10 protein-coding genes are annotated in these 13916 nt (G+C 65.6%); 5 read left to right on the top strand and 5 right to left on the bottom strand.

Going from position 1 to position 13916, the window contains the following annotated elements:
• Position 1: 1 nt before the first annotated feature.
• Positions 2 to 1327, bottom strand: a complete 1326-nt coding sequence (locus tag B3T77_RS13055) for a dicarboxylate/amino acid:cation symporter (protein WP_292080147.1) — start codon at positions 1325 to 1327, stop codon at positions 2 to 4.
• Between the two features lie 33 nt (positions 1328 to 1360).
• Positions 1361 to 2428: an amino acid ABC transporter substrate-binding protein gene (locus B3T77_RS13060; RefSeq protein ID WP_292080148.1), complete on the bottom strand. Its 1068-nt coding sequence runs from the start codon at positions 2426 to 2428 to the stop codon at positions 1361 to 1363.
• Between the two features lie 104 nt (positions 2429 to 2532).
• Here B3T77_RS13060 and metC point away from each other — a divergent pair, with 104 nt between their 5' ends.
• The 4 genes from metC to B3T77_RS13080 are packed head-to-tail and all read left to right on the top strand — an operon-like array spanning position 2533 to position 8601.
• Positions 2533 to 3711: a cystathionine beta-lyase gene (gene metC / locus B3T77_RS13065; RefSeq protein WP_292080149.1), complete on the top strand. Its 1179-nt coding sequence runs from the start codon at positions 2533 to 2535 to the stop codon at positions 3709 to 3711.
• Between the two features lie 23 nt (positions 3712 to 3734).
• The gene (locus B3T77_RS13070; protein WP_292080150.1) at positions 3735 to 5081 is read left to right on the top strand and encodes an O-antigen ligase family protein; all 1347 of its coding nucleotides are present in this window, start codon (positions 3735 to 3737) and stop codon (positions 5079 to 5081) included.
• A complete protein-coding gene (locus tag B3T77_RS13075; protein WP_292080151.1) occupies positions 5056 to 7140 on the top strand; it encodes a toprim domain-containing protein in 2085 nt (694 codons plus the stop codon). The genes B3T77_RS13070 and B3T77_RS13075 overlap by 26 nt, the downstream gene beginning before the upstream one ends.
• A gap of 48 nt (positions 7141 to 7188) precedes the next feature.
• Positions 7189 to 8601, top strand: a complete 1413-nt coding sequence (locus B3T77_RS13080) for an FAD-binding oxidoreductase (RefSeq protein WP_292080152.1) — start codon at positions 7189 to 7191, stop codon at positions 8599 to 8601.
• Between the two features lie 18 nt (positions 8602 to 8619).
• Here the strand turns inward: B3T77_RS13080 and parC are convergent, their stop codons facing one another.
• Entirely contained in the window at positions 8620 to 10821 is a 2202-nt protein-coding gene (gene parC / locus B3T77_RS13085) for a DNA topoisomerase IV subunit A (protein WP_292080153.1), read from the bottom strand.
• 133 nt (positions 10822 to 10954) lie between these two features.
• Here parC and B3T77_RS13090 point away from each other — a divergent pair, with 133 nt between their 5' ends.
• A complete protein-coding gene (locus B3T77_RS13090) occupies positions 10955 to 12685 on the top strand; it encodes a cytochrome c biogenesis protein DipZ (protein ID WP_292080154.1) in 1731 nt (576 codons plus the stop codon).
• Here the strand turns inward: B3T77_RS13090 and recO are convergent.
• Positions 12682 to 13413, bottom strand: a complete 732-nt coding sequence (recO, locus tag B3T77_RS13095; RefSeq protein WP_039245096.1) for a DNA repair protein RecO — start codon at positions 13411 to 13413, stop codon at positions 12682 to 12684. The genes B3T77_RS13090 and recO overlap by 4 nt on opposite strands.
• Positions 13413 to 13889: a nuclear transport factor 2 family protein gene (locus tag B3T77_RS13100; protein WP_153921839.1), complete on the bottom strand. Its 477-nt coding sequence runs from the start codon at positions 13887 to 13889 to the stop codon at positions 13413 to 13415. Before B3T77_RS13100 ends, recO begins: the two co-directional genes overlap by 1 nt.
• Positions 13890 to 13916 lie beyond the last annotated feature (27 nt).

The raw sequence follows: 13916 nt of genomic DNA on the forward strand, positions 1-13916 counted from the left end.
ATCAGGCCGGCGGTGCCACGGGGACGACATCGTCGGCGTCGATCGGTTCGTCTTCCTCGCCGCGCGAAACGACAGTCGCCAGAACCAGATCGCCCGTGACATTCAGCGTCGTGCGGCACATGTCCAGGAAGCGATCGACGCCCAGGATCAGGCCGATGCCTTCCGGCGGCACTTTCACCATCACCAGGATCATCGCCACGACCGGCAGCGAACCGGCCGGCACGCCCGCCGTGCCGATGCCGCCCAGAATGCAGACCAGCATGACCACGACCTGCTGAGTGATCGTCAGGTCGATGCCGAAGAACTGGGCCAGGAACAGCACTGTCACGCCTTCAAACAGGGCCGTACCGTTCTGGTTGGCGGTGGCGCCGACCGTCAGCACGAAACGCGCGATTTTTCGCGGCAGGTGCAACTGCTCCTCGGCCGCCTTCAGCGACACCGGCAGCGAAGCATTGGATGAGGCGGTCGAGAAGGCGACCACCATCGGCTCGCGCACGCCCTTGAAGAAGGCGATGGGCGAGCGGCCGGCCAGCAGCCAGATCACCAGCGGATAGACCACGAACATATGGATCGCCATCGCGCCGACCGCGACGCCGACGAAGGCCGCCAGCCGCACCAGCAGATCCCATCCAAACAGAGCCGCTAGGTTGAACATCAGACAGGCGATGGCCAGCGGCGCCAGTTTGATGAACAGGTTGATCAGGGTCATGGAGACCTCGAAGATCCCCTGGATCACCTCTTGCAGCCGGTCCGTCGCCGGGCTCTTGGCCATGACCAGACCGATGCCGAAGAACAGGGCGAAGATCATCAGCGGAAGGATCGCGTTCTCCGCCGCTGCGGTGACTGCGTTCGACGGCACCAGATCCAGGAAGAAATCGCCCAACTGGATCGAGCTGTCGCGCCCGGTCTGAACGATGCTGGCGGCGCCGTCCTTGCCCTGCTCCAACAGCTGCTGAGCCACCGCCGGATCGACGCCTCGCCCGGGCTGGAAGACGTTGACCATCACCAAACCGATGACCACCGCAATGCTGGACACCACAACCGTCAGAAGCAACGTCTTGATCCCCGCCCGTCCCAGCGAGCTGAGATCGCCCATCTCCGCCACCCCGACCACAAGGGCCGAGAACAGCAGCGGGATCACCATCATGAACAGCAGGCGCAGGAAGATTTGACCGATCGGCCCGGTAACGTTGTCCGTCAGCCAGACCACCCAGGCAGCATCGGCCCCGACCGCCAGATTGACCAGCAATCCCCCGATCAGACCGACCGCGAAACCGATCAACATCAGCCAGTGCAGCGCAAGGCCGCCGCGTTTCGTCTCGGTCATCTGTCCCCCAGGAAGCGATGCAAGCGTCGGCGCTTATCGGATCGGCAGGCCATAGATCAAGCCGGCCGGGCGCGCGTTCCATTGTGCGTTCAAACCGCGCGCCAGGTCGAGCGCCGATTGTGATCCCAGATTACGATCGAAAATCTCGCCATAATTTCCGACGGCTTCGACCGCGTCCTTAGCCCAGTCTTCGGATAGACCCAGCATAAGACCGAACTCGCCCTCGACGCCTAGCAAACGCCGGACACGCGGGTCGGTCGCGGTCTTAAACTGATCTTCGGCATTGGCCTTGGTGACCCCGAGTTCTTCGGCCAGCATCAGGGCGTTCAGGGTCCAGCGGACGGTCGAGGCCCAGCGTTCGTCGCCCGCCTTGACTACCGGCCCCAGCGGCTCCTTGGACGCCACATCGGACAGGATCACATGCTCGTTGGGATTGGTCAGCACAGTCCGCGCGGCGGCTAGCGCGGAGATGTCGGCGCTGAACGCGTCGCAATCTTCACGGCCATAGGCGTCGCGCGCCGCTTCCTCAGTCTCGAACACGACGGGCCGATATTCGATGCCGCGAGACCGGAAATAGTCGGCGGCGTTGGCCTGGGACGTCGAACCCGACTGAACGCACACCCGCGCGCCCGTCAGTTCTGTCGCACTGTTCAGGTTCAGCGAGCGCCGGACCAGAAAGCCCTGGCCGTCGTAATAGTTGATACCGGCGAAGACGAACCCCTCGCCCGCGTCGCGGCTCATCGTCCAGGACGAGTTGCGCCAGAGCACATCGATGCGGCCGTCGTTCAGCGCCGTGAAACGATCCGACGCCGACAGAGGCACGAACCGCACCGCATCGGCATCGCCCAGCACCGCCGCCGCCGTCGCGCGACAGAAGTCCACGTCGAAGCCGCGCCACTGGCCGCGATTGTCGGTGTAGGCAAAGCCGACTAACCCCTGATGCACGCCGCATTTCAGGCGACCGCGGCGCTTGATGGCGGCCAGCGTCGGGCTTTTCGCGACCGCAGCCGAGGACGCTTGCGCGGACGTGACAGGGCTGGTTTCCGGCGCAGGGCTGGCGTCCTTGCGCCCGCATGCCGTCGTCATCAGCACAACGGCCATCGCTCCGATCGTCCAGCACCGCATCGCGTTCCTATCCCTCGCCGCTTGCGCCCCGCTGGCTTTAGAGGCCTTTAGGGGTCGATCCGCAACCCATCGGAGGAACCATGTCGCCGCTTTCGGACCGCACCCGCCTGATCGCCGCCGCCACGCGACGCGGCCAGGGTCGGCGCGGCGTCAATCCACCGATCGAACGCGCCTCGACGATGTTGAGCGACAGCACAGCCGTCATGCGCGACGAGACCGATGGGCCGACCTATGGCCTCAGCGGGACCAGCGCCGCCCGCGATCTTCGCCGCGCCCTGGCCGATCTGGAGGGCGCGGAGGAGGCCTTCCTCGTTCCGTCGGGCCTTGCGGCGGTCACGGTCCCGCTGCTGGCGCTTTTGAGGCCAGGCGACGAGGTGATCACGACAGACGCCGTCTATGGTCCGACGCGCCGGTTCCTGAGTCGGTATCAATCGGACCGCGGCGTCACGACCCGCTTTTTGTCCGCAGACGCAGACGCGCAGACTGTTCTGGCCGCCATCGGCGAACGCACCCGGTTGGTGCTGATGGAGTCGCCAGCCTCCCTCACATTCGAAATTGTCGATGTCGCCGCCGTAGCCCAGGTTTGCCGCGCGCGAGGCGTGCTGACGGTGGTGGACAATACTTGGGCGGCGGGCCTCGCCTATCGCCCGCTGGCCCATGGCGTGGATGTCAGCGTTCAGGCCGTCACCAAATATGTCGGCGGTCATTCGGACGTTCTGATGGGCAGTATTTCTTCGAACAATCCCGCTTGCCTGCGCGCCATCGGCGACGCCATCGAAGACCTCGGCTGGCATGTGTCGCCCGACGACGCCTGGCTGGCGCTGCGCGGCCTGCGGACTCTGCCGCTGCGGTATGCCGAACAGGCGCGGTCAGGCTTGATCGTGGCGGAATGGCTGCAAGCCCGGCCCGAGGTTTCCCGCGTACTCTACCCGCCCCTGCCCGGCTCGATCGGCCATGACCTGTGGCGGCGAGATTTCACCGGCGCCGCGTCCCTGATGGGCGTGGTCACGAAGGGCGGCGACAGGGCGGCGGGCGAGGCGTTGCTGAACGCCCTGACCCTATTCGGTCTGGGCTATTCCTGGGGCGGGTTCGAAAGCCTGATCACTCACGAAACCCATCAGATGGCCTACCGCAACCATCCGCCCGCGCTTGAGGGCGAACTGGTCCGACTGCATGTCGGTCTTGAAAATCCTGCGGACCTCATCGCCGATCTGGAGCAGGGCCTCGCCGCCTTCACCGCCGCACTCACGGTTCCTTAAGCGCCGCAAAGGACTGTGCGCCCGTGCGTGAACCGCCCGTTCATATCCCGGATGATTCTCCGCCGCTGTGGGAACAGTGGGCGGCCGGCTTCGTCATCTTCATGCTGACCGGCGCCCTTATCGCGCCCGTCATCGCGCCGACCCAGGTCGAGACGCCGATCCTGCGGTTCATCTGGTTGCCGGTCTATGCCGTCATCGCCGGCCTGATCGTCTTTCGCTTCGACAAGGTCATCCGCGCCTGGCCGGCATGGCTGATGATGTTCGCCCTGGTCGCCCTGTGTTTCGTCTCAAAATACTGGTCCATCGACCCCGAGGTCACTGAACGCCGCGTCATCGCCATGGCGATCAACAGCGCCTTCGCCATCTATCTGGGCGCCCGGTTCCGAGACGACGCCCTGCCGCGCGTCCTGATGTACACCTGTCTGGTGATGGCGGTCGGCAGCCTGATCATGGTGTTCGGCTATCCGAAGGTCGGGGTGCACCAGTTCGACAACGCCGGCCTGTGGCGCGGTCTCTGGTACGAGAAGAACCAGATGGGGCTGGTCATGGTGGTAGGCGCCGTCTCCGCCGCAGCGACCCTGGCCGCCGATCATATCGCGGGACGCAGCCATCGGTTCTGGATCTGCCTGCTGACATTGGGCCTCACCACGCTCTTGGTGCTTGCCACCCAGTCCAAGACGTCGCTTCTGTGCTGGGGCTTGGGCCTGGGCATGATCGGCGGATGGTGGGCGTTGAAACAGGGCGGCGCCGTCATCACCGTCATCGGCATCTGGCTTGCCGTCATCGTTGCGGCGGGCGCAACCTGGCTGTGGAACTCCGACTCCGCCGCAATCCTCGAGGCGCTGGGCAAGGACCCGTCGCTGACAGGCCGCACCCTGATCTGGGAAGCCCTTATGCGGAAGGTCGCCGAGCGCCCCTGGACCGGATATGGCTTCAGCGCCTTCTGGGGCGTGGACTCGATCCCTGCGCGCGAAATCCGCATCGAGACCCAATGGCCCGTCCCCTCCGCCCACAACGGCTGGATCGATCTGCTCGTGCAACTGGGCTGGCCCGGTGCGGTGGCGGTAGGGGCCATCATGGCGCTCTCTGCGATCTTCGTCATCGCGCGCACGAACGGGCTCGGTGCGCGCGAAGGCTATTGGAGCATCGCCTATCTATCCGCCTTCACCGCTTTGAGCCTGTCAGAGAGCGTCCTGCTGACCCACGCTAACCTGCCGTGGATCCTGATGTTGGCGATTATGGCCCGCTCCGTGACCTTCGATCCGGCCCCGGTTCGTGCGCCGCTTGCTCGACCGGCCTCACGGGCCTACCAGACCCGGTCCCGAATCGCCTCAGACTATGTGAATGGCCGCCGACCTCTTCGCTTTTGACGACGAACCCGAAGCTCGCAAACCCGAGCCGCCCAAGCCTGTTGCGGTGACCCCGCCTGCGGCTGCGTCCGTTATCGCCCCAACCCCCGCGCCGCCACCTGTTCAGGCCACAGCTACGACGGCGGCCGCCACCGGCTATTCCGCCTCATCCATCGAGGTGCTGGAAGGGCTTGAACCCGTTCGCAAACGCCCCGGCATGTATATCGGCGGCACCGACGAGCGCGCCCTGCACCACCTGTTCGCCGAAGTCCTGGATAACGCCATGGACGAGGCGGTGGCCAAACACGCCAAGCTGATCACCGTCGATCTGGACGCCGACGGCTATCTGTCGGTGCGCGACGACGGACGCGGCATCCCGGTCGATCCGCATCCGAAACATCCCGGCAAGTCGGCGCTGGAAGTCGTCATGACCGTCCTCCACTCCGGCGGCAAGTTTTCCGGCAAAGCCTATGAAACCTCAGGTGGTTTGCACGGCGTCGGCGTCTCGGTCGTCAACGCCCTGAGCGAAAGCGTCGAGGTCACGGTCTGGCGCGACGGTTTCGAATGGAAACAGGCCTTCAGCCGCGGCCACGTCCTGGCCCCGATCCAGCAAATTGGCCCGTCCAAGAAGCGCGGCACCTTGATCCGCTTCAAGCCCGACGACGAAATCTTCGGTATGGGCGCGGCCTTCAAGCCCGCTCGTCTATTCCGCATGGCGCGGTCAAAGGCCTATCTGTTCCGGGGCGTCGAAATCCGCTGGACCTGCGCTCCGGAGCGGATCACCGACGCCACACCGGCGCAGGCCAGTCTGCACTTCCCCGGCGGCCTCGCCGACGCCTTGATCGACCGCATCGGTCAGATGGAGACAGTCACCCCGACCTTCGCCGGCCGCGCCGAGCGCCAAGGCGAAGCGGGCGCCTTCGAATGGGCCGTCACCTGGTCGCCGATCGGCTTTGGTGAATCGGACGGCTTCATCCAGTCCTACTGCAACACCGTCTCCACGCCCGATGGCGGCACGCACGAGGCCGGCTTCCGCGCCGCCTTGGTCAAGGGTCTGAAATCCTACGGCGAACTGACCAATGAGAAGCGCGCCGCGATCATCACGGCCGAGGACGTCATCGCCAATGCCGGCGCCCTGATCAGCGTCTTCATCCGCAATCCCGAATTCCAGGGCCAGACCAAGGACCGTCTGTCCTCGCCCGAGGGGGCGCGCATCGTGGAGCAGCTGCTGCGCGACCCGCTGGACCACTGGCTGACCGAGAGCCCCAAACAGGCCAACGCCCTGCTGGGCTTCGTCGTCGATCGCGCCGAGGACCGGCTACGTCGCCGTAAGGACAAGGAGGTCCAACGCGCCGCCGCCACCCGCAAGCTGCGCTTGCCGGGCAAGCTGTCGGACTGCAGCCGTCAGTCGGCTCAAGGCACCGAACTCTTCATCGTCGAAGGCGATTCGGCCGGCGGCTCGGCCAAACAGGCGCGCGACCGCACCACCCAGGCGATCCTGCCCCTGCGCGGCAAGATCCTGAATGTCGCTTCCGCCACCGCCGACAAGCTGCGCGCCAATGTCGAACTGTCCGATCTGGCCCTGGCCTTGGGCGTCCAGCCCGGCAACCGGTTCAATATCGACGATCTGCGCTACGAGCGGATCGTCATCATGACCGACGCCGACGTGGACGGCGCCCACATCGCGGCCCTGCTGATCACCTTCTTCTATCGCGTCATGCCCGAGACAATTCGCCAGGGCCGGGTCTTCATGGCCCTGCCTCCGCTCTATCGCATCAGCGCCGGCCCCTTGAGCGAATATGCTCGCGACGACGCTCACCGCGACGAGCTGCTGGCGACCGTGTTCAAAGGCAAAAAGACCGAGATCGGCCGGTTCAAGGGCCTCGGCGAAATGATGGCCTCACAGCTCAAGGAGACCACCATGGATCCCAAGAAGCGCACACTCGCGCGGATCACGGTGCCCGACGCCGAGGCCAGCATCGAAGACCTGGTCGAGCGCCTGATGGGCAAGCGCGCCGACGCGCGCTTCCAGTTCATTCAGGAAAACGCCCAGTTCGTGAAAGAAGAACTCGACGTCTAACGGCCTCGCGGCCCTTCCAACGCACGGCGACGCCTGACAAAAGGGGGCATGCAGACGCCCGCCCCCTCCGCCGCCGTGCTTGACGAACTGAAGGCCGTGCTCGGACCGGGCGGCTGGACCCAGGATCCCGAGGTCATCGCGCCGTCGCTGACCGAATGGCGCAATCGCTGGACCGGCAACACGCCGATCCTGCTGACACCTCGTTCGACGGAAGAGGTTGCGCGCGCTGTGACGATCTGCGCTCGAGAGGGCGTCGCCATCACGCCCCAAGGCGGCGGTACCGGCTTGGTCGGCGGCCAGATCCCCTTCGGCGAGGTCCTGCTGTCGACCCGCAAGATGCGCGCCGTCCGCGATGTGACCCCGCTTGACGACGCCATGACGATCGAAGCCGGCCTGACCCTGTTGGAGGTGCAGCAGGCGGCGACAGCGGCCGGCCGCTATTTCCCGCTCAGCTTGGCAGCCGAGGGCTCAGCCACCATTGGCGGCGTCATCTCCACCAACGCCGGGGGCACCCAGGTTCTTCGCTACGGCATGATGCGCGACCTGGTCTTGGGTCTTGAGGCGGTCATGCCCAACGGCGAAATCTTCCGTGGCCTGAAGCGGCTGCGCAAGGACAACACCGGCTACGACCTGAAACAGCTGCTGATCGGCGCCGAGGGCACATTGGGTGTCGTGACCGCCGCCACGCTGAAACTCTTCCCCATCATGCGCTCGCGCGCCGTCGCGGTGGTCGGGCTGGAAACAGCCGCCGCCTCGGTCGAACTGCTCGCCCGCGCCAAGGCCGAGACGGGCGGCGGGGTTGAGGCCTTCGAACTGATGAAGCGCCTCGGCATGGAACTTGTGCTGAAGAACATTCCCGACACCCGCGAGCCGCTGGACTCGGCGCCCGATTGGTACGTTCTGATCGAGATCGCTTCGGGCACGCCCGGCGGTGCCGAGGCCCAGATGGAGGCGCTGCTCGAGGTTGCCTTCGAGGAAGGCCTGATCACTGACGCCGCCATCGCTCAGAACGACGCCCAGCGCGCTGCTTTCTGGCGCCTGCGCGAAGAACATTCAGCGGCGCTGAAGCCCGAAGGCGGCGGCTGGAAACACGACGTCTCCGTCCCCATCAGCCGCATCGCCGACTTCATCGACGAAGCGTCGGCCGCCGTGGAACGCTTCCACCCCGGCGCCCGCATCTCGGTCTTCGGCCACGTCGGCGACGGCAATCTGCATTACGATATCCTGCCGGGTGTCAGTCAGGACATTCCCGCCTTCATCGGCCGCTGGAAGGAAGGCTCGCAAGTGGTTCACGACGTTGTCGGAACCTACGACGGCTCCATCTCCGCCGAACACGGGTTGGGCCGGCTGAAGACCGAAGAGGTCAAACGCTACAAGTCCCCGCTCGAGATCGAAACCATGGCCGCCATCCGCCGCGCCATTGATCCCAAACGGATCATGAACCCGTCGGTCCTGTTCTAGAACCGACGGGCGGGCCGCTTATCTGAACTTCCGCAGGCCTCTTGGCCCCTGACGACCGGCGCCGGCGCGTTTGCCCAGCCAGTCTTTCCAGTCGGGCCAGTTGCGACGACGTCCGCCGCCGTCGGCCCATTCCGGTCCCATTTCGGCGTTGAATACGGTGATGTCGGCCAGGCCGCCCTGTTTGAAGCTTTGCAGCTTCACGCCCTTGCCGCGTCCCATCTCGGGTAGTTCAGCAAGAGGAAAGATCAGCGTCTTGATGTTCTCGCCGATCGTCGCGACGTGATCGCCGGTCACCCGCAGCACCGCCAGCATTTCGCCGTTCAGCACCTGCTTGCCGCCGCGCTTCTGCGCCAGGGTGTCGTCTTCTGGTGCGATGAAGCCGTATCCGGCCTTTGATGCGATCAGCAGCTTGCCGCCCGGCTGATGCGCCAGGACGTTGATGATCTCGGCCTTCTCATCCAGGTCGATCATCAGGCGCAGCGGCTCGCCGTGGCCGCGTCCGGACGCCAGCTTGTCCGCGCCGATGGTGAAGATGCGCCCATCCGACGCCGCCACCAGCAGCTTGTCGGTCGTATAGGCCGGGACGAGGTAGGCGAGTTGGTCGCCTTCCTTGAACTTCAGCTCCGATGGGTCCTCGACCTTGCCCTTGGCGGCGCGGATCCAGCCGCGCTCCGACAGGATGACGGTGATCGCCTCGCGCGGGATGAAGGCCTCGGGTGCGACGAAGGCGGACGTGTCCACCGCCTCGGCGATCGTCGTCCGGCGCGGAGAGATCAGCGCCTTGCGCACGGCCTCCAGTTCTTTGGAGATCGCCTTCCACTGCTTGCCTTCAGAAGACGTCAGCGCCTTCAGGTTGGCAAGTTCTTCGGACAGGGCGTTGAATTCCTTCTCGATCGTCATCTCTTCCAGACGCGCCAACTGACGCAGTCGGGTGTCGAGGATGAAGTCGGCCTGAACCTCCGTCAGGCCGAAGCGCGCGATCAGGACGGCCTTGGGCTGCTCTTCCTCGCGAACGATGCGGATCACCTCGTCCAGGTTTAGGAAGACGATGCGCAGGCCTTCCAGCAGATGCAGACGCTTTTCGACCCGCTCGATCCGCCATTGCGAACGACGGTTCAGCACCTCGCGCCGGTGATCCAGGAAGGCGCGCAGGCAGTCTTTCAAGCCCATGACGCGCGGCGTGCCGCTGGCGTCCAGCACGTTCATGTTGATCGGGAAGCGGACCTCCAGATCGGACAATTTGAACAAGCTTTCCATCAGCATTTCAGGCTCGATGGTGCGATTCTTGGGCTCCAGGATCAGGCGGATGTCCTCGGCAGACTCGTCACGCACGTCGCCCAGCAGAGGCGCCTTCTTGTGCTCGATCAGGTCCGCCAGCGCCTCGATCAGTCGCGACTTCTGCACCTGATAGGGCATTTCGGTGACGATGATCCGCCACACGCCGCGCCCCAGATCCTCAGTTTCCCAGCGCGCGCGCAGACGCACCCCGCCCCGCCCCGTTTCATAGGCGTCCAAGATGGAGGCATGGCCTTCAACCGCAACGCCCCCGGTCGGGAAGTCGGGACCCGGCACATGCTGGACCAAGTCTTCGGTCGTCGCGTCCGGCCGCTCGAGCAGCAGCTGGCAGGCTTCGATCAGTTCGCCGACATTGTGCGGCGGGATCGAAGTGGCCATGCCGACCGCGATGCCGGACGATCCATTGGCCAGCAGATTCGGGAAGCCGGCCGGCAGGACGATCGGCTCTTCGTCCTGATCATCGTAGGTGGGCCGGAAATCAACAGCGTCCTGATCAATGCCGTCCAACAGCAGGACGGCGGCGGGCGTCAGCTTGCACTCGGTGTAGCGCATGGCCGCGGCGCTATCGCCGTCGATATTGCCGAAGTTCCCCTGACCGTCGACCAACGGATAACGCTGGGCGAAATCTTGGGCCAGGCGCACCAGGGCCTCATAGATCGAGGCGTCGCCGTGGGGGTGGTATCCGCCCATCACCTCGCCGACGACCTTGGCGCATTTGCGCGCCGCCGCCTGCGGGTTCAGCCGCATCTGATGCATGGCGTAGAGGATGCGTCGGTGCACGGGTTTGAAACCGTCACGCACGTCTGGCAGCGCGCGATTGGTGATGGTCGACAGGGCGTAGGCCAGATAGCGGCGGCTGAGCGCCGTCTCCATCGGCTCGTCGATGATGCGGCCGCCTTCCGGCGGCGGGGCGTGGATCGTCATGGCTCTGCGAATCGGGGATCGGAAGCGGGAAGTCTAGCCCGTAAGACGCCAGATTGGGGGATAAGCGCGCTGGGGAGTCACCAAACTGCTCCGCCGTGCGTATGTGAGAGACACACCCTCGTCAGGCCGCGCCATGATCCTGTTCCTGCTGTCCTATCTCGCCGGCGTTCTGACTATCGTCAGTCCCTGCATCCTGCCGGTTCTGCCCTTCGTTTTCGCACGGGCGGATCGGCCTTTCATCCGCAACGGTTTGCCGTTGTTAGTCGGGATGGCCGTGACCTTTGCGGGCGTGGCGACGCTAGCGGCGCTGGGCGGCGGCTGGGCGGTTCGGGCCAATGAGGTCGGGCGCTGGATCGCCTTGGCCGTCATGGCGGTGCTGGGCGTCAGCCTGCTGTTTCCGGCCGTGGGCGATCGCCTGATGCGGCCGTTCGTGGCGGCGGGGTCCTGGCTGACGGATCGTGCCGAGCGCCAGGGCGGCGATCAGGGCGACGTGCGCTCGTCGCTGCTGCTCGGCGTCGCGACGGGACTGCTTTGGGCGCCGTGCGCCGGACCTATTCTGGGCGTGATCCTGACGGGCGCAGCGCTACAGGGCGCGGGCGTCGGCACGACGGTTCTGCTGCTGGCCTATGCGGCAGGCGCGGCGACATCGCTCGGCTTGGCCCTGCTGGTGGGCGGTCGCGTGTTGAAGGCCATGAAGGGCGCCCTAGGCGTCGGCGAATGGGTGCGGCGCGGCCTGGGCGTTCTGGTGCTGGTCGGCGTGGTCGTGATTGGCCTGGGTGCGGATACAGGACTGTTGACCCGGATTTCGGCCGCCAGCACGGGCCGGATCGAACAGGCGTTGCTGGGCGGGATCGGGCGCGGAATGCCGACGAACCAGGCGCCGGCCGATCTGGCCAATCTGCCGGTCGAAGGGGTGATGCCGCCGCTGACCGGGGCGACGACCTGGATCAACACCCCGCCGCTCACGACCGAGCAGCTGAGGGGCAAGGTGGTGGTGGTCGATTTCTGGACCTACTCCTGCATCAACTGCATCCGCTCCATCCCCTACGTCCGCGCCTGGGCCGAGAAGTATAAGTACCAGGGTCTGGTGGTGATCGGCGTGCACACGCCCGAGTTCGCCTTCGAGAAATCCGAGGCCAACGTCCGCCAGAACATTCAGCGCCTTGGCATTACCTATCCGGTCGCCATGGACAATGAGTTCGCCATCTGGCGGGCGTTCAAGAACCAGTACTGGCCCGCCCACTACTTCATCGACGCCAAGGGGCAGATCCGTCATCACCACTTCGGCGAAGGCGACTATGCGGGCTCCGAACGCGTGATCCAGCAGCTTCTGAAGGAAGCGGGCGCAGCGAACGTCGCCAGCAACGTCGTCACAGTCCAGGCTGTGGGCGCAGAGGCCGCCGCCGACATGGCCCAGGTCGAATCGCCGGAGACCTACGTCGGATATGGCCGCGCAGAGAACTTCCGCTCGCCCGGCGGCCTGGCCAACGACGTAATCAAGGACTATGTCGCCGCGCCGCTGAAACTGAACGATTGGAGCCTTTCGGGCCGTTGGCGTGTGACGCGTGAGCATGCCGACCTGCAGGCGGCCGGCGGCCGTATCGCCTTCCGCTTCAAGGCGCGCGATCTCCATCTGGTCATGGGCCCCAGCAAGCCGGGGGCACCCGTCCGCTTCCGTGTCCGGATCGATGGCGCGCCGCCGGGCGCGAACGCCGGCAGCGATATCGACGCCCAAGGCCTTGGGCGCGTCGATGGCGAGCGGCTGTACCAATTGGTCCGTCAAACGGGCGCGGTGCGCGAACGGACGTTCGAGATCGAGCTCCTGGATCCCGGCGTTCAGGTCTTCGCCTTCACTTTCGGCTAGAGCCGACCGGCGTCGCCCAGCTTGTCCAGCATCCACACGCGCGCAGGCGGCAGGGGCTTGTTCTGCGGATGGAAGACGAACTGCTCCAGGAAATGCCCCGTCAGGTCGAACCCGGCCCGGACGTCGCCCTCGATCAGACCGGATTGCGCGCCCAGCATGAAGGGCGGCAGGGTCAGCATCTTGTCGGCATAGGGTGCGCCGGCGTCGCGACTGACCGCCCGGCCGGTGCGAGGACTGACGTAGATCAAGTCGTCGGCCGTGCCGGTCGCGGCGCATTTCGACAGGTCCAGGCCAAAGCCCAGATCTTCCAGCAGCCCCGCCTCGAATCGCACGAAAATCGCAGGCCAGACCGCAGGCATTTCGAACGCCGCCATCAGCGCCTCGAACGCCAGAAAGACGCCGGGATGCGGCTCACGCTCCGGCAACGCTCCTTGGGTCACGCCTGCCGCCGCCGCCAGTCCGGTGAGCGCCAAGGCGTCGTCGAACAGGGCGCTGGGCCCCTCGCCTACCGGCTCCAGCCGCACAGCGCCGAGGTGATCCGAGGTGCGGGCGCGGTAATCGGCCACGACTCGCGCGCCCGCCTGCAGGAACGGCTTCATCTTGCGTGACGCTCCGCCCGCCACATAGGCAGAGCGCCTGCCGTGGTTCTCGGTCAGCAGATCGACCACGGCGCCCGTATCGCCGTGGCTGCGCGCCGACAGGACGAACGCCTCTTCGTGGAAGTCCATCAGTCCGCCGGATCCTGAGCGATCAGCCCGACCACGCTCTTGGCCTTGTCGTTCGGCACGGTGAAACTGAGCACATATTGCTCGATCTTCCAGCCGTCGTGGGTCAGGCGCAGCACGCCTGAGCCTCGCGTCAGGCCGTAGGCGTCGTTGTCCAGCAACTCATCGAACCAGACGATGCAGCGGCAATCGCCCGGCGCCAGGGTCGCTACCCGGTCATGCGGGCGATAGGTCCAGCCTTTCCCCTGTGAGAAATAGGGCGTGGCGTAGGCGCGAAACTCAGCCAGCGACCAGCGCTCGGTCGCATCCGTGCCGATGAACCGGGCATCAGGCGTAAACAGATCGAAATAGGCCTCGCCGTCCGCTCGCGAGGCCGCCGCGTGCATTCGGTCTAAAACGGCGCCGGCCTCGACGACGGGATCGCCCGCAGCCTGCGTCGACGAAGCGGAAAGGACGAGAGCGGCAAGAAGAGCGATCATGGTCTTGTTCTACTCCTGTTCTCCTCG

This window comes from Brevundimonas sp. UBA7838, from assembly GCF_002500885.1.
Lineage (GTDB): Bacteria > Pseudomonadota > Alphaproteobacteria > Caulobacterales > Caulobacteraceae > Brevundimonas > Brevundimonas vesicularis_C.

Bases quoted from the DNA above. Each gene is read 5' to 3' on its own strand.
- B3T77_RS13055 (WP_292080147.1), bottom strand. From the start codon at position 1,327: ATGACCGAGACGAAACGCGGCGGCCTTGCGCTGCACTGGCTGATGTTG.
- parC (WP_292080153.1), bottom strand. From the start codon at position 10,821: ATGACGATCCACGCCCCGCCGCCGGAAGGCGGCCGCATCATCGACGAG.
- B3T77_RS13075 (WP_292080151.1), top strand. From the start codon at position 5,056: ATGGCCGCCGACCTCTTCGCTTTTGACGACGAACCCGAAGCTCGCAAA.
- B3T77_RS13100 (WP_153921839.1), bottom strand. From the start codon at position 13,889: ATGATCGCTCTTCTTGCCGCTCTCGTCCTTTCCGCTTCGTCGACGCAG.
- metC (WP_292080149.1), top strand. From the start codon at position 2,533: ATGTCGCCGCTTTCGGACCGCACCCGCCTGATCGCCGCCGCCACGCGA.
- recO (WP_039245096.1), bottom strand. From the start codon at position 13,413: ATGGACTTCCACGAAGAGGCGTTCGTCCTGTCGGCGCGCAGCCACGGC.
- B3T77_RS13060 (WP_292080148.1), bottom strand. From the start codon at position 2,428: ATGGCCGTTGTGCTGATGACGACGGCATGCGGGCGCAAGGACGCCAGC.
- B3T77_RS13080 (WP_292080152.1), top strand. From the start codon at position 7,189: ATGCAGACGCCCGCCCCCTCCGCCGCCGTGCTTGACGAACTGAAGGCC.
- B3T77_RS13090 (WP_292080154.1), top strand. From the start codon at position 10,955: ATGATCCTGTTCCTGCTGTCCTATCTCGCCGGCGTTCTGACTATCGTC.